The sequence below is a fragment of the Sphingomonas aracearum genome (assembly GCF_003345355.1).
Lineage (GTDB): Bacteria > Pseudomonadota > Alphaproteobacteria > Sphingomonadales > Sphingomonadaceae > Sphingomonas > Sphingomonas aracearum.
Map to the genome: position 1 here is coordinate 978,725 of NZ_QQNB01000002.1, position 21,369 is coordinate 1,000,093.

The window sequence follows — 21,369 nt, forward strand, 5'->3', positions numbered from 1 at the left end:
CCGCCTGCCCTGTTCGCCCTGAGGAGGGACTGACCCCGGACCTGGTCCGGGGAAAGGCTCGTCTCGAAGGACAAGCGACTCACCCGTCCTTCGAGACGCCACTTCGCTCCCGCTCAGCGGCTCCTCAGGCCGAACGGCAGGCTAGCAGGCAGGCATGACCCCGCTCGGCACCGGCCTTGCGATCGAGCCCCAGCTTTGGGCCCTGGTCTTCGTGATGGTGCGCATCGGCGCCGCGTTCATCGCCGCGCCGGTGTTCGGCGCCATGACCATGCCGGTGATCGTCCGCGTATCGCTGTCCGGCGCGATCGGCGTGCTCGTCCTGGGCACGCACAGCATCGTGCCGCCGGCGCAGATCTTCGCGCTCACCACCTTTCTGTCGGTCGCGGCCGAGGCGCTGGTCGGCTTCGCGCTCGGCTTCGTGCTCCAGATCGCCTTTGCCGCGCCGATGGTGGCGAGCGAGCTGATCGGCACCTCCATGGGCATCGGCTTTGCCTCCGCGATCGACCCACAGAACGGCCGCTCGACGCCGGCGCTCGGCCAGTTCTTCTCCATGCTCATCACGCTGCTGTTCCTGGCGGTGAACGGGCACCTCGTGCTCGTCGAGTTGATCGTGAAGAGCTATGACGCCCTGCCCCCCGGCGCCGCCTGGCTGGGGGTGGACCAGGTGAAGAACATCGCCCTGTTCGGGGGCTACACCTTCCTCGCCGGCCTGCTGCTGGCGCTGCCGGTCGGGTTCCTGCTCCTCTGCCTCAACCTCATCGTCGGCATGATCTCGCGCGCCGCGCCCAGCCTCAACCTGTTCGCTGTCGGCATGCCCGCCAGCCTCGCGGTCGGCGTCGTCGCGCTTGCGCTCGCGATGCCGGCGATGGGCGACTATCTCCTCGTCATCATCGATCAGGCGCTTGCCGCCGCCGGCACGCTGGTGCTCGGCTGATGTCGGAGGAAGCGGAGGATCGGACAGAAGCCCCAACCGCCAAGCGCAAGCGCGACGCGGCGAAGGAAGGCAATGTCCTCCGGTCAAAGGACTTCGGCACCGCGCTGGTGACGCTCGCCGGCTGCGGCTGGCTGGCGATGTTCGGCTCCTCGCTGATGGGCGCGTGCAAGGCGATCATGGCGGCGAGCTTCTCGTTCGGCCGCGGCGACGTGGAGGATTTCGAGCCGTTCCGCCCGCTCTACGAGGCGGGGTGGAAGCTTGCCCCCGCGATGCTCTCGCTGTTCGCTGTCGCGATCGTGGCGGCGCTGGCCAGCCAGGGTGCGCTCGGCTCGTTCCAGTTCAACGCCTCGCTGCTCGCTCCCAAGGCCTCGCGCATCAACCCGGCCTCGGGCCTGAAGCGCGTGTTCGGGATGCAGGGCTGGGTGGAACTGGGCAAGAGCCTGGCCAAGGTGATCCTGCTCGCCGCTATCGGCTGGTACCTGCTGCGGGGCGTCAGCCACACCGTGATCGGCATGGCGGCGGCCGATATCGGCGGCGCGGTCGGCGCGCTCGGCGGCACCTTCACCACCGTGCTGTTCACCATGGCCGGCGGGCTCGTACTCCTCGCCGGGCTCGACGTACCGATCCAGATCTTCCAGCTGTTCAAGAAGCTCTCCATGTCCAAGCAGGAGATCCGCGACGAGCACAAGGAAAGCGAAGGCTCGCCGGAGAACAAGGCGCATATTCGCCAGAAACAGCGCGAAATCGTCGGCCGCAAGATGCGCCCGGCGGTGGAAAGCGCGCATGTGGTGCTTACCAACCCGACGCACTTCTCCGTCGCGCTCCGCTATGACCGCGGCGCGGACCAGGTGCCGGTGGTGGTCGCCAAGGGCCGCGGCGCAACCGCGCTCGCCATCCGCGAGCTGGCCAGGGAAATGGCGGTGCCGGTGCTCGAATATCCGCAGCTCGCCCGCGCCGTTTACTATACCAGCCGCGAGAACCAGGAGATCCGCGACGACCTCTACCAGGCCGTCGCCGCCGTTCTTGCCTTCGTCTTTGGCGTCAACCAGGCGGCCGGCGGCCGTGCGCCGCAGGTGGTGGTGCCCGACACCGCGCGCTTCGACGAAAACGGCGTGCTGCAGGGCTAAAGCTCGCGCCGCCGCGGCCGTTAACGGATCAAAGGGAGCGCCATGGCCACCACCACTTCTGCGACCAGCTCGACGTCCACCGCCGCGCAGTCGATCATCAAGTCGCTGGGCGCGGGGTCCGGCGTCGATTACGCCTCGCTCACCACCGAGCTGATCAGCGCGCAATTCGCCGCCAAGACGGCCGCGCTCACCACCAGGCAGGCGTCCGTCAGCGCACAGATCTCCACCGCCGGCACGCTCAAGAGCTCGATCGCCAGCTTTTCCTCCTCGCTCCAGACGCTGATCGCCGGCGGCTCGCTGAGCACGCAACCGACGAGTTCCGACACAAGCGTGCTGAAGGCAAGCGCAGTGACCGGCGCCAAGCTCGCCGGTCTCAGCGCCAACATCACCGTCAACAAGCTCGCCACCGCCCAGGCCGCGACCACCACCGCCGCCGGCTGGACCAAGGCCACGGTGATCGGCACCGGCGACCTGACGCTCAGCTTCGGCACGGCCAGTGCGGACGCCAGCGGCAAGATGACCGGTTTCACCGCCGATCCCGACCAGAAGAGCGTCACCATCAAGGTGACCGACGGAACGTTGCAGGGCGTCGCCGATGCGATCAACGCCGCCAAGGCCGGCGTTACCGCCAGCATCATCACCGACGCAAACGGCGCGCGGCTGATGGTGAAGGGCACCACGGGCGAGGTGAAGGGCTTCAGCCTCACCGCCGCCGAGGGCTCCCCGCTCGAGCAGGTCAACATCGGCAAGGGCGCGACCTCCTCCATGCTCGGCACCGTTGCCGGCGATGCGGAGGTCACGCTCGATGGCGTTTCCGTCACGCGCGCGACCAACTCCTTCAGCGATCTCGTTGCCGGCGTGAAGATCGATCTGCTCGCGGCAAAGCCGGGCAGCACCGTCACGCTGGGCTTCGACCGGCCGGTGGACGGCCTGAAGGAAGCGGTGAACAGCTTCGTCGAGACCTATAATTCGATGAAGGCGGTGATCGACGAGGCGACCGACTATGTCGACGGCACGCTGAAGCAGGATCCGGCCGTACGCGCGATGAGCCGCTCGCTGAGCGGCATCACGCTCCAGCCGCTACGGGTTGCCGGCACGCCCGGCGAGCCGACCACGCTCTCCGACCTCGGCGTCAAGACCAACCGCAACGGCACGCTGGAAGTGGACGCGACCAGGCTCGCCTCCGTGCTCGCCCAATATCCCGATGCGGTGGAGGAGATCTTCTCCAACACCGGAACGGGCGCGACCAACCACGGTCTCAACGGCGCGCTGTCCGCCATCGCCACCACCGCCGCCAGCACCACCTACGGCATCGCCGGCAGCGTGACCCGCTACACGCAGCAGCAGAGCGACCTTGCCGACCAGCAGACCAAGCTGTCCGAGCAGAAGGACAGCGCCACCACGCGCATGACCAAGCTGTTCGCCGCCACCGAGACGCGAGTATCCGCGCTGCAGGCCAGCCAGAAATATATCGAGCAGCAGATCGCCGCCTGGAACTCGGACGACGATTGATCGTGCACTACGCCTCCTCCCTCGTCCGCAACCCGGCGGACACCTATCGCCAGGTCGATCTGGTCGGCCGCACCGCGCAGGCGGGCGACGGCGCCGGGCTGGTCACGCTGCTTTACGACGAACTGCTCGCCGCCCTGCGGGTCGCCGCCATTGCGGCGGAACGGGGCGAGGCGCGGCTGAAGAGCGAAAAGGTCACGCGCGCCACCGCCATCCTCTTTGCGCTGGAGGCCGGGCTCGACTTCGACAAGGGCGGCAGCGTGTCGCAGGCGCTGGCCGACCTGTATGCGGGCGCGCGCCGGCAGGTGATCGCCGCCAGCATCGGCAACGACCCCGCGCCCTTCCGCGCGGCGGCCGAAAACCTTGCCGAGATCGCCGACGCCTGGCGCCAGGTGCGGGCCGCCTGACCGCCGATCCGTGGTTTCCGCCGCGTTAACCAAATCTCCACCGGCAACAAGGTATGCTCTGCCAATGACCCGCGCTCAGCCTGCCGATCCGCACCGCTCGCCGCCGCGTACCATCCTGGCGGTGGACGACAGCCGCACCGCGCTGAACGTCATCGGCAAGCGCCTGGCGCATCTCGGCTACATGACCGCGCTGTGCGACAACGGACCGGAAGCGCTTGCCCGGATCCAGGCACGCGGCTTCGATCTCGTGCTGGTCGACATGGCCATGCCCCGCATGACGGGTATGCAGATGCTGGCCGAGCTCCGCGGTGCACGCGAGACGTCGGACCTGCCGGTCATCATGATGACCGCCGGCGGCGATCCGGGTGTCGCCGTGGAAGCGCTGGCCGCCGGTGCCGACGATCACCTCGCCAAGCCGTTCGATTTCGACGTGCTCGCCGCGCGGATCGATCGCGTGCTTGCCCGCGGGCGGCGTATAGCCGAGTTGAAGCGCGCCAATGCCGCCCTCGACGCGCGCATCGCCGCGCGTGCCATCGAACTGGGCGAAACGCGCACCGAACTCGCCGAATCCCGCGCCGATCGCGCGCGGCTGATCGCCTCGATCCATGCCCTCAACCAGGAAGTGGAGCGGCTCCAGCTGCACGGCTGAGCCTTTCCCGGCGCTTACCGCCGCAGCAGGAACACCGCATGCGCGGCCAGCAGGTTCGCGCCCGCGGAGCCCGTGCGCCGCTCTCCCGACAGGAACCACGCACCTTCCACCGCGATGCCGCGCGCGGCGACCATGGCCCTGAAATCGTCCACGGTGACATGGTGGATGTTGGGCGTGTCATACCATTGTTCCGGCAACTGCCGCGTCACCGGCATGCGCCCGCCGAACAACAGCGACAACCGCACCCGCCATTGCGCGAAGTTCGGGAACGACACGAAGCCACGCCGCCCGATGCGCAGCAGGTGGTCGAGCACCACGTCCGGCCGCCGCGCGGTCTGCAGCGTCTGGCTGAGGATCGCATAATCGAAGCTCTGGTCCGGATAGTCGGCCAGATCGCGGTCCGCATCGCCCTGCACCACCGACAGGCCGCGCCCGACCGCCGCCGCGACATTGGCCGGATCGAGCTCCAGCCCGCGCGCGTCCACCTGCTTCTCGTCGCGCAACGCCGCCATCAGCTCGCCATCGCCGCAGCCCACGTCCAGCACGCGCGCACCGGCGGGCACATGGTCGGCGATGATCGCCAGGTCCGGCCGCAATTTCATTCGCCCGCCCTCAGGAAGCCGTCCACCACCCGGTTCAGCTCCGGGCTCTCCAGCAGGAACGCGTCGTGGCCGAACGGGCTGGAAAGCTCCACAAAGCTCACCGGCGCACCCGCCGCGTTCAGCGCATGCACGATCGCGCGGGACTCGGCGGTGGGATACAGCCAGTCGGTGTCGAAGCTGACAAGGCAGAAGCGCGCCCGGCTCGGCCGAAAGGCGTTGGCCAGCCGTCCGCCATGCTCCTCCGCCAGGTCGAAATAGTCCATCGCCCGGGTGATGTAGAGATAGCTGTTGGCGTCGAAGCGGTCGACAAAGCTGATCCCCTGGTGGCGAAGATAGCTTTCCACCTGGAAGTCGGCGTCGAAGCCGAACGACTTGGCCTCCCGCGCCTGCAATCGCCGGCCGAACTTCTCGGTCAGCCCTGCCTCCGACAGGTAGGTGATGTGCGCGGCCATGCGCGCCACCGCCAGCCCCGCCGCGGGCGGCTCCGTGTCGTAATAGTCGCCGGCCTGCCATTTCGGATCGGCCATCACCGCCTGCCGGCCGACCTCGTGAAAGGCGATGTTCTGCGCGCTGTGGCGCGCGGCCGACGCGATCACCACGCAGGCACGCAGGCGGTCGGGAAAGGTCGCCGCCCAGGAGAGCGCCTGCATCCCGCCCATCGATCCGCCGACCACCGCGCGCAGCACGCCGATGCCCAGATGATCGAGCAGCATGGCCTGCGCGCGCACCATGTCGCGCACGGTGAGGACCGGAAAATGCATGGCATATGGCCGCCCGGTGGCCGGGTCGACGCTGGCCGGCCCGCTCGACCCCATGCACCCGCCCAGCACGTTGGCGCAGACGACGAAGTGCCGCGCGGGATCGATCGGCCTGCCTTCCCCGACCATTCGCGTCCACCAGCCGGCCTTGCCGGTCACCGGATGCGCGCTGGCGACATGCTGATCGCCGGTCAGCGCATGGCAGATCAGGACGGCGTTGCCGCCATCCGAGTCCAGCGTGCCATAGGTCTCGTAGGCGATCTCGACCGGCGCGAGCACGCCGCCGCCGTCGAGGCGCAGCGGCCCGGGCAATCTCACATGGCGGGCAAGCCCGAACCGTTCGTCCATGCGACGGGCCGTTACGGTGCGGCGGCGCCGGGTTCAAGCGGGCGGCGGCTTCAAGCGGGGCGGCAGGCGCGCATTCCCGCCGGGCCGGCGGGTCAGCCCGGTCGAGGCCATGTCGGTACCGAGATTGCCGCCGCAATGCATCCGCTCGCCCGAGGAGCGCACCGCTGAACCTGCCCTGTCGCAACCGGGCAATGGCATCCGCCAGAGAGAAAAGGGCGTAATCCGCACGCGCACAAGGTCGCTATTCTCCCTCAGTCGTAATTGCCGTTCGCCCGTTCTGTGTATTCAATGAGGTTATTGCAGTTTCTGACCCGCGTTCGCGATTGTTAAACATCTTGGTACCGCATCATTATTTAGAAGTATCGCTCCTCCGTTAGAGGAATACCATGTGGTAATTGACCCGCCTCGGAACTTTATTGATTGTGTCTGAGTGTTTCCGATCAGGCGGGGCCTACAGCTCAACGGCGCAATGAACGCCGCGTGCTTCGCTGCCGGGATCACGAGGAGGACGAAAAAGGGGGCGAACTGCGATGACCTACTTCGCGGAATGCGGTGATTCTTGCTTGATCGGCCCTGTCAGGGTGCAGGTCGCCAGACGCGATGCCGCTCTTGCGGCCATCAACGACCTGTTGCGCCCTGGCGCCCAGGGGCGAGGCGGGAGAAGCGATTTCATCGCCTTCTGCAATGCACATACCGTCAACCTGGCGCGGACCAATGCCGTGTTCGCCGCCTCTCTCCGGCGGGCCATGGTTCTCAACGACGGGGTGGGCGTCGATATCGCGCGCAAAATCCTCTACGGCGCGCCGTTCCCGGACAATCTCCAGGGCACCGACCTGACCAGCGCCGTGCTGGCGAGGGCGGAGCGGCCCCTGCGTGTTTTCCTGCTCGGCAGCGGCCCGGGCGTGGCCGAGCGCGCCGCATTCAAGTTGCAGCAGCGCTACCCCCGGCACCTGTTCGTCGGCACGCACCATGGCTTCTTTGCCGAAAGCGACGGCCTGGCGGTCGCGCGCTCCATCGCCGATACGGAGGCGGATCTCGTTCTCGCCGGCATGGGGCAGCCTCATCAGGAATTATGGGCCGAACGGTACGGCCGGCATACGGGAGCGCTGGTGATGTGCGTCGGCGCATACCTGGATTTCACCGCCGGCGTCGTGAAGCGAGCCCCCTTGTGGTTGCAGCGAGCCCGCCTGGAATGGGCTTTCCGGCTGGCGCAGGAGCCGCGCCGGCTGGGCTCCCGCTACATCCTCGGCGCGGGCCAATTCGTGGCGGGGCTGAGCCGCGACCTGCAAGGCGCCTCCCCCGCCGGGGAGCCGGCGTTTCGCAGCCCCTTCGCCGAGCCGGAACTCGAACCTCGGTGACGGCCGGCGGGATCGCCCTCGCCTCAGCCGAACCGCCGTGCCGGCGCTCGCGCGGCGATCACCGCTTCCGCCGCCAGCCTGCCGGTCTGCGCGCCACCGTTCATGTATCCCGGATAGGCATCGGACAGGTGCTCGCCGGCGAAATGGACCGGGGCGGAGGGCAAGGGCGGCGAGGCGATGCCGCCGGTTTCCGTCCAGATGAGGCTGCCGAAGCGGGTCAGCTGGCCGGGCCTGAAGTTCACGTACGCCCCCATGGCGTTCGGGTCGCGGTGCCAGTCGCTGCGCCGCGCGGTGGCGGGCGTGGCCTTCACCATGCCGGGCACAGCGCCGTCGACATGGGCGGCGAAGCGACCGGCCAGCACGCCCGCGTCCACTGCATCGGCCGCCGTCACCTGGTCTCCGCCGAGATACCAGGTCCAGACGTTCCCGGTGCCCGGCCGGACGCTGCCGTCCCAGCCCTGGCTCATCAGCGCGTCCGCATTGGTTTGCCACAGCTCGCCGCCGCGCCCGATCGGGCGATCCCAGGGACGGGTCGCCATCGACGATTGCAGCTTGCCGTTCTGCCCAAGGCCGACTTCCGCGATGAACCGGCGCCATAGCGGCGGCAGCGCGATGCGGAAGTCGATGCGACGGGTCACCGAGGCGGGTGTGGTGACGATCACGTCGGCGGCGCCCACGCTGCTGCCATCCGCGAAAACCAGCCGCGCACCTGTGCCCAGCGGATCGACCCGGGCCACCCGCCGACCCGTCACGATGCGCAACCGCAGCCTGGCTGCCATCGCCTCCACCAGCGCGCTGCTGCCGCCTGCAATCGTGTAGCGCTCGTCGCTGCGGCTCAGCACGTCGATGCGCCGGCCTTCCAGCGTGGGCAGGTTGAAGATCAGCTCGATCGCCGAGGCCTGCTGCGGCTCCACACCATATTCGGTGCGCGCGGTCGCTTCCAGCAGGCGGCGCACCCATGGCTCCGGCAGCAGCCGGGCATAGCGGTCGAGATAGGTCGCGAAGCTCAGCCGGTCGAGTTCCGCCGCGACGCCGGCGTAGTCCTTGTCCAGCCGCTGCGCATCGGCGTCCAGCTGCGCCGCGATGCCGCGCATCCCTGAAACCAGCCGCGCGTCGGCGATTTCGCGCCCGTTCTCCAGGATCATGGTGCGGTGGGCGGTCGACTTCCGGTCGATCAGGCCGACGCCGAACGCCTTGCACAGCGCGCGCATGTCCGCATGGTCCGAGTTCACGAACTGCGCGCCCGTCTCGAACGCCGGGCCGCTTTTCGGCCGCGCCGTGTAGATGCGCCCGCCCAGCCGGGGACGCGCCTCGTACAGTCGCGCCTCGATCCCCGCCTGGGTAAGCGTCCACAAGGCCGTCAGCCCGGCGATGCCGCCGCCGACGATCGCAACCGGCGCGTCCGGCGCCGCCGCCCAGGCGTGGCGCGGCATCGCCGTCGCCGTGCCGACCGCCGCCAGCGCCTTCAGCACCGCCCGGCGCGTCTGCCCGCCCGCCCCAAGAAGGACGGGCGGCTCGCCGGCGTCCGCCACATTTTCGGCACGGGCGCGCGCCAGCGCCTGCCAGATCGTCGTGTCACCGCGCATGCGAAATCCCCCGGCGCTCCCCTTAGCAGGCCGCTGCCCGCTTGCCAGCCGTGACGCCACGCGCCATGGCCTCGCGCCATGACCGCTCCCCAGCCCAAGCCCTGGATCCAGGCAATCGCCCCTTATGTTCCCGGCCGCGCCACCACGGACGACGGGCGCAAGGTCGCCAAGCTTTCGTCCAACGAGAACCCGCTGGGCACCTCGCCGGCGGCGCGCGCCGCCTTTGACGGCGCCACCCGTTCGCTGGAGCGCTATCCCGACGCCAGCGCCGCCGCGCTGCGCGAGGCGATCGCCGCCCGCTACGATCTCGATCCCGCCCGGGTGATCTACGGCACCGGCTCGGACGAACTGCTGCATCTGGCGGCCGGCGCCTATGCGGGGCCGGGCGACGAGATCATCCACGTCCGCTACGGCTTTGCGGTGTACGAGATCGCCACGCGCCGGGTCGGGGCCGTGCCGGTAATCGCGCCGGATCGCGACCATGGCACCGACATCGATGCGCTGCTCGCCTGCGTTTCCGACAAGACGCGAGTGGTGTTCGTGGCCAATCCGAACAACCCGACCGGCACGTTCCTTTCCCGCGCCGAAGTTGCCCGGCTCCATGCCGGGCTGCCTAGCGACGTGCTGCTCGTGCTCGACCAGGCCTATGCCGAATATCTCGATCCGGACGAGGATGATGCCGGCCTCGCGCTTGCCATGACCGAGGCGAACGTGCTCGTCACCCGCACCTTTTCCAAGATCCACGGCCTTGCCGCGGAGCGGATCGGCTGGGGCTATGGCCCTGCCCCGGTGATCGACGCGATGCACCGCATCCGTGCGCCCTTCAACGTCACCGCCGCTGGCCAGGCCGCGGCCATCGCCGCCCTGGGGGACGAGGGCTTCGTTGAAGCGACCCGCGCGCACAATCGGCATTGGCGCGACTGGTTCGAGCGGGAAATCGCCGCGCTCGGCAATGCCGGCCTCGTCGCGGTGCCCAGCAAGGCGAACTTCGTGCTCGTCCGTTTCACCGGCCAGCTGACGGCCGAGGCCGCCTATCACGGGCTGATGGACGCCGGCTACATCGTCCGCTGGCTGCCGGGCCAGGGCCTGCCGGACGCGCTGCGCATCACCATCGGCACCGAGAAAGAAACCCGCGGCGTGATCGCCGCCTTGCGCGAGCTTGCGGGCGCCGCCTGATGCTGCCGTTCGCGCGCGTCTCGATCCTCGGCCTGGGCCTGATCGGCTCGTCCCTGGCGCGCGCGGTGCGCCTGTATCTGCCGACGGTGCGGATCACCGGATATGACGCCAGCCCCGAGGTGCGCGACATCGCCCGCGCGCTCGACCTGGCCGACGACGTGGCGGACTCCGCCGGCACCGCGGTGATCGACGCCGATCTGGTCGTGCTGTGCGTGCCGGTGGGCGCGATGGGCGCCGTTGCGGCCGAAATCGCCGGCGACCTGCCGTCCGATGCGATCGTCAGCGACGTCGGCTCTTCCAAGACCGAGATCGCGCGGGTGCTCGGCGCGGCGCTGCCCGGCGCCACGGTCATCCCGGCGCATCCCGTGGCGGGCACCGAGAACAGCGGCCCGCAAGCGGGCTTCGCCAGCCTGTTCCGCGGTCGCTGGTGCATCCTCACCCCGCCCGACGGGGCGGACCCGGTCGCGGTGGAGCGCGTGGCCGAGTTCTGGCGTCGACTGGGCGCGATGACGGAGAACATGGCGCCGGAGCATCACGACCGCGTCCTCGCCGTCACCAGCCACCTGCCGCACCTCATCGCCTATACGATCGTCGGCACCGCCAGCGACCTGGAAGAGGTGACCCGGTCGGAGGTCATCAAATTCTCCGCCGGCGGCTTCCGCGACTTCACCCGCATCGCCGCCAGCGATCCCACCATGTGGCGCGACGTGTTCCTGTCGAACCGTGAAGCGGTGCTCGACATGCTGCAACGCTTCTCCGAAGACCTCTCGGCACTCCAGCGCGCGATCCGCTGGGGCAAGGGCGACGAACTGTTCGAGCTGTTCACCCGCACCCGCGCGATCCGCCGTTCCATCGTCGAGCAGGGCCAGGACGACGCCAAGCCCGATTTCGGCCGCGCCCACGATTGAGCGCGTTGTGCTCCCGCGCCGGCGGGAGCCCAGAGCCACGAAAGACATCCCGTGCGGCCCTGGGTTCCCGCCTACGCGGGAACACGGCCCCCTTTTTTCCGCCTTCCCACTTGCCTAAGGCTTAGCCAGCGGCGCCACAGAAGCGCCGTACGTGGAGAGACGGAAATGAGCGCGTTCGGCACCTATCAGAACGAGATCTACGCCGCAGGGCTGCGCGGCATCGTGCCGAAGGTGCCGGTCGATGCGAAAACGCTGGAAGCGCGCGCCACCGCGGCGATGGCGCCCTCGCTTCTCCATTATGTCCAGGGCGGCTGCGGCGACGAATGGACGCAGGACCAGAATGTCGAGGCGTTCCACCATTGGGGCATGGTCCCGCGGATGATGGTGGAAACGGGCACGCGCGACCTGTCGGTGGATCTGTTCGGCACCCGGTACGACAGCCCGATCTTCCTGGCGCCGATCGGCGTCACCGGCATGGCCACGCCTGACGGCCACGGCGACATCGCCGCCGCACAGGCATCGGCGCAGACGGGCGTACCGATGGTCGTCTCCACGCTCGGCAACGACACGCTGGAGGAGGTGGCGACGCACCTCGGCAAGACGCCCGGCTTCTTTCAGCTCTATTGCCCGCGCGACAGGGAGCTGGCCGAAAGCCTCGTCCGTCGTGCCGAGGCGGCCGGGTATCGCGGCCTCGTCGTCACGCTGGACACCTGGGTCACCGGCTTCCGCCCCCGCGACCTGAACACCGGCAACTTTCCGCAGCTTCGCGGGCATGTGCTGGTCAACTACACCTCCGATCCCGTGTTCCGTGCGCGGCTGGGCAAGGACCCGGCGAGCGCGCCGCAGGAAGCGATCATGCTGTGGGGCGCGCTGTTCGGCCGGCCGATGCTGTGGGACGACATCGCCTGGCTGCGCTCGGTCACGACCATGCCCATCATCCTCAAGGGCATCTGCCACCCGGACGATGCCGCCCGCGCCGCAGACCTCGGCGCCGACGCGATCTATTGCTCCAACCATGGCGGGCGCCAGGCGAACGGCGGCATTGCGGCGATCGACATGCTGCCGGACGTGATCCGCGGCGCCGGCAGCACGCCCGTGTGGTTCGATTCCGGCGTGCGGTCCGGCACGGACGTGGTCAAGGCGCTGGCGATGGGCGCGGCGGCGGTGGGGATCGGCCGCCCGTTCGTCTACGGCCTGGCGCTGGACGGGGCGGCAGGCGCCATCCATGTGCTGCGCTCGATCCTGGCGGAGGCGGACCTGTTCATGGCGGTGAACGGCATGCCGACGATCGCCGACCTGCGCCGCGAAGGCGTGCGCCGCCTTTGATCCAGGGCACTGGCGGCCAGCCCTCGCCTGCGCCATAAGCCCGCCCAGACGTACCGGAAGTGTCCCCACGAATGCATGCACCGTTGAGCCCCCCGCGCCGGCAGACCAGCCGTCGCGTCCTCTGGGCAGCCATTGCCGTCCTTCTCCTGCTGATCGCCCTCGCCATCGGGCTGCGCCTTGCGCACCGGGGCAGCAGCGTGACGCAGATGGTGCCGCCCAAGCCCGTCGGCGGGCCGGTGGTGCAGGACACGCCCGCGCGCGTCGATTACAAGCGCCTGCAGGAACGCATCGCGCTGTTGATGCAGGATCGGGACACCGTTGGCCTGGCAGTGGGCGCGGTGGAGCGCGGCAAGGTGCGCTTTCTCGGCGGTTTCGGCGAAACGGAGGCCGGCTCGGGCGATCGGGTGACGCCCGACACCGTGTTCCGCTGGGCATCGCTCTCGAAGGGCGTGGCCGCCACCCTCGTCGCCAGACTGGCCGAGCAGAAGCGGCTCTCGCTCGAAGCGCCGCTCCGGTCGATGGGCACGAGCCTTACCCTGCCCGGCGACTGGAGCCGGGTGACCGTCGCCAACCTCCTGTCCCACCGCGTGGGCGTGGTGCGCAACGCCTGGGACGACCGGCTGGAGGCGGGCGAGGATCCGGCGCTGATCCGCAGCCAGCTCGGCACCCTGCCGCTCTATTGCAAGCCGGGCACCTGCTACGCCTATCAGAACATCGCCTATGACGCCTCGTCGGAGATCGTGCGGCGCGTGACCGGCGGCAGCTATGCGGATGCCGCCCACCGGCTGCTGTTCGGACCGCTGGGCATGTCCAGCGCCACGATCGGCCGCCAGGGCCTGGAAACCGCGCCGAGCTGGGCGCGGCCGCACCATCCGGGCAAGCACGAGATCCACAACAACGACATCTATTACAACATTCCGGCGGCCGGCGGCGTGAACTCGTCGATCAAGGACCTCACCCGCTGGATGCTGGCGCAGATGGGCGGCGCGCCTACCGTTCTGTCCCCTGCCGTGCTGGAGGAACTGCACCGCCCGCGCGTGTCGACGCCGCCGCACGGCGCGCGTGGGGCGATGGATCGCGCGCTGACCAATGCGCACTACGGCCTGGGCTGGCGCAGCTTCGATTATGCCGGGCACCATCTGGTCGGCCATCGCGGCTCCGTCGACGGTTACGGCTCGCTGATCCTGTTCGATCCACAGGACCGCAGCGGCATCGTGATGCTGTGGAACGACACGCGGCAGACGCCGTCACGGCTGCAGCTGGAATTCTTCGACATGCTCTACGGCCTGCCGCCGATCGACTGGCTGGACCTCAAGCCGCGCAAGTGACCCTCGGCGGGCGGGAGAAACCGCCCGCCCCGCTTTGGCTGATCCGGTTCAGCAGTCCGCCGTCGTCCCGAAGGCGAGCGCATCCGCCGGTCCGACTTCCTGCTCGCCGGCGAACAGATGATCGAGACGGTCCTTGATCTCCGAACGGTAGCGCTCGCACGAGATCGCGCGCGGCGCGGCCAGCGAGACGTCGGCGGCGATGGCGCCCTTGATCCGCTCCAGCGCCGCGTCGTTCAGGACGCCGGCCCGTTGAAGTTCGATGCACAGCTGGACGAAGCCCACTGCCGTCGCCTGCGCCCGCAGGCCGACGTTCATCACGTCGAAATGCAGCTTCTTCTGCTTTTCGTAGGTCGAGGTCATGCAACTCTCCTTTGGTCGACCGCGGCGGGGTATTCCCCGCTCGCCGCCTACCATGGGCTCAATTGAGGCCGCCGCCAAGAGAACGATAGAGTTCCACGAGGTTGCTGGCCTGGGTCAGCCGGGTCGTCACGAGCTGCTGCTGCGCCGCATAGGCGGTGCGTTGCGCGTCCAGCGTGGTGAAGAAGGAGTCCACCCCGGCCCGGAACCGCGCTTCCGAAAGCCGGGCGGCGACCTGGGCGGCGTTCGCGCGCTGCGACTGCGCGCCGACCTGTTCGCCGATACGCCCGCGCTGCGCCAGCGCATCGGCTACCTCCCGGAACGCGACCTGGATCGACCGCTCATAGGTGGCGAGCGCCACCTGCTGCGAGGCCCTGGCATAGGCGAGGTTGCCCGACCGACGCCCGCCATCGAAGATCGGCAGGCCGATGGAGGGGCTCGCCTGATAGGTGAAGCTGCCGTCGCCGAAGAGCCCGGACAAGGCCGTGCTGAGCGTTCCCACCAGCCCGGTCAGCGAGATGGTCGGGAAGAACGCGGCCCGCGCCGCGCCGATATTGGCGTTCTGCGCGATCAGCTGATGCTCGGCCTGCAACACGTCCGGCCGGCGCAGCAGCACGTCCGATGACAGGTTCGCCGGCAGCGCGTCGCGCGTGACCGCTTCGGTGCCGAAGCCCGCCGGCAGAAGGTCGGCCGTGACCGTGGTGCCGGCGAGCAGGTTCAGCGCGTTCTGGTCCTGCGCGACGCGGGTTTCCAGCGCCGCGATGTCGCTGCGCGCCGCCTGGAGATTGGTTTCGGCCTGGCGCACTTCCAGTTCGGAGCCGACGCCGATGCGGAACTGCTCGCTGGTCAGCCGGAACGTCTCCTGGAACGCGCCCAGCGTCTGGCGCGACAGGCGCAGCTGCTCCTGGTCCGACGCCATGGTCAGCCAGGCGGTGGCGATCTCGGCGATGAGGCTGACGCGAACGGACCGCTGTGCCTCCTCGCTGGCGAACACCTGCTCCTGTGCGACGCGCGTGAGGTTGCGGATGCGCCCGAACAGGTCGACCTCATAGGCGGAGATGCCCGCGTTCAGCGAATAGATCTCCAGATCGCCCGATCCGGTCAACGCACCGGCCGCGGTGGTCGTGCCGGTTCCGGCGCCCGTCCCCGTGCCGGCTCCGGTCCCGGTTCCGGTGCCCGTGCCCGTGCCTGTACCGGCTCCGGTGCCCGTGCCGGCCCCCGCCCCCGCCCCGGCGCCGGCGCCGGCCACGCCCGCGCCGATGTTGTTGGTGTAGGTCGCGCTGCCGCTCACCGTCGCCGTGGGCAGCAACGCCGCCCGCTGGGTGCGCAACTGCGCCCGCGCCTGGAGCACGTTGCCGGCCGCCACCCGCAGGTCGCGGTTGTTGGCCAGGCCCGTTTCGATCACCTGGCGCAGCTGGGGATTGAGGAAGAAGTCCCGCCAGCCGATCGCGGTCACGTCCGGGGCATCGGTCGCGGCGCGCGGATAGGTGCCGCCTTCCGGCAGCGCGACCGGCACGGCGCCCTGCGGCCGCGCATATTTGGGGGCGAGGTTACACCCGGCGAGCATCGTCGCGCCCGCCAGCAGCGCCAGGATCGGCTTGGTCATCGTATTCAGGCCCCTTGCGGCGCGGTGCCGCGATCGGAGGGTGTGTGGCCGGCATCGGGCGCGGCATCCGTGGCGGCGCTCGGCCGGTCCTCGCGGCCGTGGCCGAACAATCGGCTCACGACCACGAAGAACATCGGCACGAAGAAGATCGCCAGCACCGTGGCCGAGAACATGCCGCCCACCACGGCGCGGCCGATGGCGTTCTGGCCGCCGGCGCCGGCGCCGGTGGAGATCGCCAGCGGCATCACGCCGAAGATGAACGCCAGCGACGTCATCAGGATCGGACGGAGGCGCAAGCGTGCCGCCTCCACCGCCGCATCGAAGGCGTTCATGCCGGCTCGCACGCGTTCTTCCGCGAACTCGACGATAAGGATCGCGTTCTTCGCCGACACGCCGATCGTGGTGATGAGGCCCACCTGCAGGTAGATGTCGTTGTTCAGCCCGGTGAGCCACGCCGCCAGCACCGCACCCAGCACGCCGAGCGGCACCACCAGCAGCACTGCGATCGGCACCGACCAGCTTTCGTACAGCGCGGCAAGGCAGAGGAACACGATCAACAGCGACAAACCGTACAGCGCGGGCGCCTGGCCGCCGGACAGCCGTTCCTCGAACGACAGGCCGGTCCATTCCAGCGAGGTGCCCGGCGGCAGCTTGCCCTGCATCTCCTCCATCGCCTGCATCGCCGCACCCGTGCTCAGGCCTTCGCCCGGCGCGCCCTGCAGCTGCATGGCGGGTCGCCCGTTATACCGGGTCAGCACCGTTGGCGACTGCTTCCACGACAGGGTGGAGAAGGCGCTGAACGGCGCCATCTGCCCGCCGCTGCTGCGGACATAGAAGTCACTGACGTCCTGCGGCGACTGACGATAGGGCTCGTCGGCCTGGATGTAGACGCGCTTGGTGCGGCCGCGATCCAGGAAGTCGTTCACATAGGCGCCGCCCCAGGCGGTGGAGATGGCGCTGTTGATCGAGCTGATATCCAGCCCCAGCGCACCCGCCTTGTCCTGGTCGATATCGACGTTGAGCTGCGGCGCATCCTCCAGGCTGAGCGGACGGACCTGCGCCACGCGCTTGTCGCCCATGGCCATGCCCATCAGCTGGTTGCGGGCGGCCAGCAGCCCGCCGTGGCCGAGATTGCCCGTATCCACCAGCCACATGTCGAAACCGGTCGCGTTGCCCAGTTCCTGCACGGCCGGCGGCACCAGCGCGAAGATGCTGGCATCCTTGTACTGCGAGAACACGCCCATCGCCCGGCCGACCAGGGCCGGTGCACGGTTCTCGGCGCCGCTGCGCTCCTCCCAGTCCTTCAGCTTGACGAAGGCCATGCCCGCGCTTTGCCCCTGGCCGGCAAAGGAGAAGCCGCTGATCGTGAACACGCTGGCGACGTTGGCGGACTCATCCTTCAGGAAGTGATCCCGGACGACATCCAGGCCCTTCTGGGTGCGCCCCAGGGTGGCGCCCGGAGGGGCCTGCACCAGCGCGATCATCGTGCCCTGGTCTTCTTCCGGCAGGAAGCCGCTGGGCAGGCGCATGAACACAAAGCCCATGATGCCGACGATCAGGAGGTAGAGAAGCGCCGACCGCTTCCAGCTGCGGGCGGTGCGCTTGACGCCGCCCTCATACTTCTCGGTTCCGCGATCGAAGGTGGTGTTGAACCAGTGGAAGAAGCGCCCGAACAGGCCCTTGCCTTCCTGCTTCTTGGGATCATGCTCCTTCAGGATGGTGGCGCACAGCGCCGGGGTGAGGATCAGCGCGATCAGCACCGACAGCACCATGGACGACACGATGGTGATCGAGAACTGGCGATAGATCACCCCGGTGGATCCACCGAAGAACGCCATCGGCAGAAACACCGCGGACAGGACCAGGCCGATGCCGATCAGCGCGCCGCTGATCTCGTCCATCGACTGGCGGGCCGCTTCTTTTGGCGTGAGGTGCTCGGTCTGGATGAGGCGCTCGACATTCTCCACCACCACGATCGCGTCGTCGACCAGCAGGCCGATCGCCAGCACCATGCCGAAGAGGGTGAGCGTGTTGATCGAATAGCCCAGCGCGGACATGACCGCGAAGGTGCCCAGCAGCACCACCGGCACCGCGATGGTCGGGATGATCGTCGCCCGCCAGTTCTGCAGGAACAGGAACATGACAAGGAAGACGAGCACCACCGCTTCGATCAGCGTGTGCACCACCTGCTCGACCGACAGGCGGACGAACGGGGTGGAGTCGTACGGGTAAACGACCTTCACGTCGGACGGAAAGCCCTTGGCGATCCGCTCGATCTCCGCCTTCACCGCATCCACGGTGTCCAGCGCGTTGGCGCCAGTGGCCAGGCGCACGCCGAAGCCGGACGCCGGATGGCCGTTAAACTGCGTGTCGAAGCCGTAGATCTCGGCGCCCAGCGCCACCCGCGCCACGTCGCGCAGGCGCACCACCGCACCGCCCTGAACCGAGCGCAGGCGGATGTTGCCGAACTGCTCCGGCGTCTGGAGACGCGTCTGCACCGAAACGGTGGCGTTCAGCTCCTGCTCCTTGGGCGCGGGCAGCTGGCCGATCTGGCCGGCCGAAACCTGCGCGTTCTGCGCCTGCACGGCGGCCGTCACGTCCTCGACGGTGAGGTTGTAGCTGCGCAGCTTCAGCGGATCGACCCAGATGCGCATGGCATATTGCGTGCCGAACACCTGAAGTTCGCCCACGCCGTTCACGCGGCTGACCGGATCCTGCACCTGCGCCACGATATAATCGGACAGGTCGTTGGCGGTGTGGCTGTTGTCGGCGGAATAGATGGCGGCGACCAGAAGGAAGCTCGCAGCGGACTTGGCGACGGTGACGCCCTGGCGCTGCACTTCCTGCGGGAGAAGCGAGGTGGCCGCCTGCAGCTTGTTCTGCACCTGCACCTGCGCGATGTCAGGATTGGTGCCCTGTTCGAAGGTAAGCGTGATCGTCACCCGGCCCGCCGACGAGGACGAGGCCGAGAAATAGCGCAGGTTGTCGATGCCCTTGAGCTGTTGCTCGATGATCTGGGTTGTCGTGCGTTCCAGCGTCTCGGCATCGGCACCCGGATAGGTGGCGTTGATCGTGACGGTGGGCGGCGCGATCGCCGGGAACTGCGAGATCGGCAGGCTGCGGATGGCGATGGCACCCGCCAGCATCAGCACGATGGCGATGACCCAGGCGAAGATCGGCCGGTCGATAAAGTAACGTGACATGGGGGTTTACTTCGCCTGTGCCGGAGACTGGGCCTGACCCTGGGCCTGACCCTGGGCCTGACCCTGAGCCTGACCTTGTGCCTGCCCCTGCGAAGCCTGGCCCTGCGCCGGGGCGCCGCCGCCCTGCTGCGCGCCCTCGCGCACCGGCACGGCCTTGACCGGCGCACCCGGGCGCAGGTTCTGCGCGCCTTCGATCACGACCTTCTCGCCCGGCTTGAGCCCGGCGGTGACCAGCCAGCTCTGCCCCACCATGCGCGGCGCGGTCAGCTGACGCATCTGGAGCTTGCCGTCATTGCCGACCACCATGGTCGTCGGATTGCCCTTTTCATCACGCGAAACGGCGCGGCCGGGCACCAGCAGTCCGTTCTGCTTCGTGCCCTCGACCAGTTCGGCACGCACGTACATGCCCGGCAGCAGCAGGCCGCGGCGGTTGGGGAACACCACGCGGATCACCTGGCTGCCCGTGGTCGGATCAACCGTCACGTCGGTGAACTTCAGCTGGCCTTCCTCGGGATAGGTGCTGCCGTCCTCCAGCTTCAGGCGCACCCGCGCCGCGCCGCCACCGCGCGACAGGTCGCCGGCCAGCACCTGCTGGCGCAGGCGCAGCACGTCGGCGCTGGACTGCTGGATGTCGACATAGATCGGATCGAGCCGCTGGATGGTGGTCAGCGCCTCGGTCTGCGCGGCCGTCACCAATGCACCGGTCGTGAAGGTCGATCGGCCGATGCGGCCCGAAATGGGGGCGCGGATGGTCGTGCGGGCAAGGTCGATCTGTGCGGACCGCAGCGCCGCCTGCTGCGCTGCGACGTCGGCACGCGCCTGCTGCGCGCCGGTGGTCGCGTTTTCCGCTTCCTGCCGCGAGATCGCGTTGATGCGGACCAGCTCGCCATAGCGGCGCGCCAGAGCGGACGTGGAGGCGATCGACGCACGCGCCCGGGCCAGCGCCGCACGCGCGCTGGCCACCTGCGCCTGGTAGGGAGAAGGATCGATGCGGTAGAGCGGCTGGCCCGCGCGCACCAGATCGCCTTCCGCGAACAAGCGGGCAAGAACGATGCCGTTCACCTGCGGGCGCACTTCGGACGTTTCATAGGCGCTGGTGCGGCCCGGCAACTCGTTGCTGAGCGTCACCGGCTCCTCGCGCACGGTGACCACGCCCACCTGCGGCGGTCCGGCGGCCGCCTGCTGCTGCTGCTGCTGCTGGGCGTCCTTGCCCCCGCAGCCTCCGACGATCAGCGCCAATCCGAAGGCCACTGCGATCTTATTCATGCCACCATCCGGTAAACAGGTATTGTGAGTGATCGCTCACTCACATAGGTGGCGGGCTTATATGGAGAGGCTGCCGCCATGGCAACCCGAACTGGGAAGAAGGAAGAAATGGCCGAAGACGCCGAGCCGACGCGGGCCTATCTGCGGCGCGAGCACCTGCTGGCGACCGCCCGCTCGTTGTTCGTCGATCAGGGTTTTCACCAGACCGGCATGGCGCAGATCGCGGCCGCCTCGGGCATCAAGGTGGGCCAGATCTACCGTGATTTCAGCAACAAGGAGGACATCATCGCCGCGATCTGCGAGCGGGACGTCACCGCCTGGCTGGAGGAGGATCGGCTGCGCGCGGCGATGGAGGCGAAGGATCTCGCCGCCGTTCGGGACTGGATGGATCGGTTCGTCTTCAGCGACGACAGCGCCGAGGAATGCCGGTTGATGAGCGAGATCGTCGCGGAAGCCGGCCGCAACCAGCGAATCGCCGATCTCAACCGGTGCATCGACGTGCGGATTCGCGAAAGCCTCTCCGCCGCGCTTGCCGCGGTCACGTCCGACCGCGAGTGCTCGGAAGAACAGGATGCGCTGATGAACTTCATCCTGGCGCTGGGCATCGGCATCACCATGCGACGCGCGCTTGATCCCGGCCGCAAGTACGACCCGATGTTCCGCTACGTATCCAAGATCATCGACGAGCGGATCAGCGCGCTGGCCGAATGACCCGGGCAGGAGACGGGTCGGCGCCCTCAGCCTCGCGGGCCCTTCCCGAGCGCGGTGGCATGGTAGGACATCGCCCCGCCACGAAAGCATGCCTCAGCCGGGCCGGAGAGTCATCGGCTGCCCGTCACTCCTGCGGACAGCGGACCAAGGCTCTTGCTGATTACCCCGTCCTCACGGCCGATCGGCGCGGTGCGCGGCCTGCATCACGGT

The 21,369-nt window shown here is 68.7% G+C and carries 18 protein-coding genes; 11 read left to right on the top strand and 7 right to left on the bottom strand.

Going from position 1 to position 21,369, the window contains the following annotated elements; all coding sequences use genetic code 11:
• The first annotated feature begins 154 nt into the window (after positions 1-154).
• The 5 genes from fliR (at position 155) to DVW87_RS12035 (ending at position 4,626) form a co-directional block, all read left to right on the top strand.
• Positions 155-934 carry a flagellar biosynthetic protein FliR gene (gene fliR / locus DVW87_RS12015; protein ID WP_114687976.1) on the top strand — a complete coding sequence of 260 codons (780 nt, stop codon included), beginning with the start codon at positions 155-157 and terminating at the stop codon, positions 932-934.
• Positions 934-2,061 carry an EscU/YscU/HrcU family type III secretion system export apparatus switch protein gene (locus tag DVW87_RS12020; RefSeq protein WP_114687977.1) on the top strand — a complete coding sequence of 376 codons (1,128 nt, stop codon included), beginning with the start codon at positions 934-936 and terminating at the stop codon, positions 2,059-2,061. Before fliR ends, DVW87_RS12020 begins: the two co-directional genes overlap by 1 nt.
• A 42-nt stretch (positions 2,062-2,103) precedes the next feature.
• Complete coding sequence (gene fliD / locus DVW87_RS12025; protein ID WP_114687978.1) at positions 2,104-3,573, top strand: flagellar filament capping protein FliD; 1,470 nt, start codon at positions 2,104-2,106, stop codon at positions 3,571-3,573.
• 2 nt (positions 3,574-3,575) lie between these two features.
• Complete coding sequence (fliS, locus tag DVW87_RS12030) at positions 3,576-3,977, top strand: flagellar export chaperone FliS (protein WP_181814838.1); 402 nt, start codon at positions 3,576-3,578, stop codon at positions 3,975-3,977.
• Positions 3,978-4,041: 64 nt separating this feature from the next.
• Complete coding sequence (locus DVW87_RS12035; RefSeq protein ID WP_114687980.1) at positions 4,042-4,626, top strand: response regulator; 585 nt, start codon at positions 4,042-4,044, stop codon at positions 4,624-4,626.
• Between the two features lie 14 nt (positions 4,627-4,640).
• Here DVW87_RS12035 and metW read toward each other — a convergent pair whose 3' ends face one another.
• Together metW and metX are read right to left on the bottom strand one after the other, a co-directional pair.
• Positions 4,641-5,228 carry a methionine biosynthesis protein MetW gene (gene metW / locus DVW87_RS12040; protein ID WP_114687981.1) on the bottom strand — a complete coding sequence of 196 codons (588 nt, stop codon included), beginning with the start codon at positions 5,226-5,228 and terminating at the stop codon, positions 4,641-4,643.
• Entirely contained in the window at positions 5,225-6,334 is a 1,110-nt protein-coding gene (gene metX / locus DVW87_RS12045) for a homoserine O-acetyltransferase MetX (protein ID WP_114687982.1), read from the bottom strand. The genes metW and metX overlap by 4 nt, the downstream gene beginning before the upstream one ends.
• Before the next feature lie 530 nt (positions 6,335-6,864).
• Between metX and DVW87_RS12050 the strand changes: the two genes are divergently transcribed.
• Positions 6,865-7,692, top strand: coding sequence for a WecB/TagA/CpsF family glycosyltransferase (locus DVW87_RS12050; protein WP_114687983.1), 828 nt, complete (start codon positions 6,865-6,867; stop codon positions 7,690-7,692).
• A 23-nt stretch (positions 7,693-7,715) separates the two neighbouring features.
• Here DVW87_RS12050 and DVW87_RS12055 read toward each other — a convergent pair whose 3' ends face one another.
• On the bottom strand, positions 7,716-9,278 hold the full coding sequence (locus tag DVW87_RS12055; RefSeq protein WP_114687984.1) for a flavin monoamine oxidase family protein: 1,563 nt from the start codon (positions 9,276-9,278) through the stop codon (positions 7,716-7,718).
• 78 nt (positions 9,279-9,356) lie between these two features.
• On the opposite strand from DVW87_RS12055, the gene hisC reads away from it, so the two are divergent.
• From hisC to DVW87_RS12075, 4 genes are all read left to right on the top strand, one after another.
• Positions 9,357-10,454 (top strand): histidinol-phosphate transaminase, encoded by a 1,098-nt coding sequence (hisC, locus tag DVW87_RS12060; protein ID WP_114687985.1) that lies wholly within the window; start codon positions 9,357-9,359, stop codon positions 10,452-10,454.
• Positions 10,454-11,362, top strand: a complete 909-nt coding sequence (locus DVW87_RS12065) for a prephenate/arogenate dehydrogenase family protein (RefSeq protein ID WP_114687986.1) — start codon at positions 10,454-10,456, stop codon at positions 11,360-11,362. The genes hisC and DVW87_RS12065 overlap by 1 nt, the downstream gene beginning before the upstream one ends.
• A gap of 165 nt (positions 11,363-11,527) precedes the next feature.
• On the top strand, positions 11,528-12,688 hold the full coding sequence (locus DVW87_RS12070) for an alpha-hydroxy-acid oxidizing protein (RefSeq protein ID WP_114687987.1): 1,161 nt from the start codon (positions 11,528-11,530) through the stop codon (positions 12,686-12,688).
• Between the two features lie 83 nt (positions 12,689-12,771).
• Positions 12,772-14,016: a serine hydrolase domain-containing protein gene (locus DVW87_RS12075; protein ID WP_181814816.1), complete on the top strand. Its 1,245-nt coding sequence runs from the start codon at positions 12,772-12,774 to the stop codon at positions 14,014-14,016.
• Between the two features lie 48 nt (positions 14,017-14,064).
• On the opposite strand, the gene DVW87_RS12080 is transcribed toward DVW87_RS12075, so the two are convergent.
• Genes DVW87_RS12080 through DVW87_RS12095 form a run of 4 tightly spaced genes read right to left on the bottom strand, consistent with a single transcriptional unit; the run spans position 14,065 to position 20,448 of the window.
• The gene (locus tag DVW87_RS12080; RefSeq protein WP_114687989.1) at positions 14,065-14,376 is read right to left on the bottom strand and encodes a hypothetical protein; all 312 of its coding nucleotides are present in this window, start codon (positions 14,374-14,376) and stop codon (positions 14,065-14,067) included.
• A gap of 58 nt (positions 14,377-14,434) precedes the next feature.
• Complete coding sequence (locus DVW87_RS12085) at positions 14,435-15,979, bottom strand: efflux transporter outer membrane subunit (RefSeq protein ID WP_114687990.1); 1,545 nt, start codon at positions 15,977-15,979, stop codon at positions 14,435-14,437.
• A gap of 5 nt (positions 15,980-15,984) precedes the next feature.
• Entirely contained in the window at positions 15,985-19,182 is a 3,198-nt protein-coding gene (locus DVW87_RS12090) for an efflux RND transporter permease subunit (protein WP_114687991.1), read from the bottom strand.
• Positions 19,183-19,188: 6 nt separating this feature from the next.
• Positions 19,189-20,448, bottom strand: coding sequence for an efflux RND transporter periplasmic adaptor subunit (locus DVW87_RS12095; protein ID WP_114687992.1), 1,260 nt, complete (start codon positions 20,446-20,448; stop codon positions 19,189-19,191).
• A gap of 108 nt (positions 20,449-20,556) precedes the next feature.
• Here DVW87_RS12095 and DVW87_RS12100 point away from each other — a divergent pair, with 108 nt between their 5' ends.
• A complete protein-coding gene (locus tag DVW87_RS12100; protein WP_181814817.1) occupies positions 20,557-21,159 on the top strand; it encodes a TetR/AcrR family transcriptional regulator in 603 nt (200 codons plus the stop codon).
• The last annotated feature ends 210 nt before the right edge of the window (positions 21,160-21,369 follow it).

Bases quoted from the DNA above. Each gene is read 5' to 3' on its own strand.
- fliR (WP_114687976.1), top strand. From the start codon at position 155: ATGACCCCGCTCGGCACCGGCCTTGCGATCGAGCCCCAGCTTTGGGCC.
- DVW87_RS12020 (WP_114687977.1), top strand. From the start codon at position 934: ATGTCGGAGGAAGCGGAGGATCGGACAGAAGCCCCAACCGCCAAGCGC.
- fliD (WP_114687978.1), top strand. From the start codon at position 2,104: ATGGCCACCACCACTTCTGCGACCAGCTCGACGTCCACCGCCGCGCAG.
- DVW87_RS12035 (WP_114687980.1), top strand. From the start codon at position 4,042: ATGACCCGCGCTCAGCCTGCCGATCCGCACCGCTCGCCGCCGCGTACC.
- metW (WP_114687981.1), bottom strand. From the start codon at position 5,228: ATGAAATTGCGGCCGGACCTGGCGATCATCGCCGACCATGTGCCCGCC.
- metX (WP_114687982.1), bottom strand. From the start codon at position 6,334: ATGGACGAACGGTTCGGGCTTGCCCGCCATGTGAGATTGCCCGGGCCG.
- DVW87_RS12050 (WP_114687983.1), top strand. From the start codon at position 6,865: ATGACCTACTTCGCGGAATGCGGTGATTCTTGCTTGATCGGCCCTGTC.
- DVW87_RS12055 (WP_114687984.1), bottom strand. From the start codon at position 9,278: ATGCGCGGTGACACGACGATCTGGCAGGCGCTGGCGCGCGCCCGTGCC.
- hisC (WP_114687985.1), top strand. From the start codon at position 9,357: ATGACCGCTCCCCAGCCCAAGCCCTGGATCCAGGCAATCGCCCCTTAT.
- DVW87_RS12065 (WP_114687986.1), top strand. From the start codon at position 10,454: ATGCTGCCGTTCGCGCGCGTCTCGATCCTCGGCCTGGGCCTGATCGGC.
- DVW87_RS12070 (WP_114687987.1), top strand. From the start codon at position 11,528: ATGAGCGCGTTCGGCACCTATCAGAACGAGATCTACGCCGCAGGGCTG.
- DVW87_RS12080 (WP_114687989.1), bottom strand. From the start codon at position 14,376: ATGACCTCGACCTACGAAAAGCAGAAGAAGCTGCATTTCGACGTGATG.
- DVW87_RS12085 (WP_114687990.1), bottom strand. From the start codon at position 15,979: ATGACCAAGCCGATCCTGGCGCTGCTGGCGGGCGCGACGATGCTCGCC.
- DVW87_RS12090 (WP_114687991.1), bottom strand. From the start codon at position 19,182: ATGTCACGTTACTTTATCGACCGGCCGATCTTCGCCTGGGTCATCGCC.
- DVW87_RS12095 (WP_114687992.1), bottom strand. From the start codon at position 20,448: ATGAATAAGATCGCAGTGGCCTTCGGATTGGCGCTGATCGTCGGAGGC.
- DVW87_RS12100 (WP_181814817.1), top strand. From the start codon at position 20,557: ATGGCCGAAGACGCCGAGCCGACGCGGGCCTATCTGCGGCGCGAGCAC.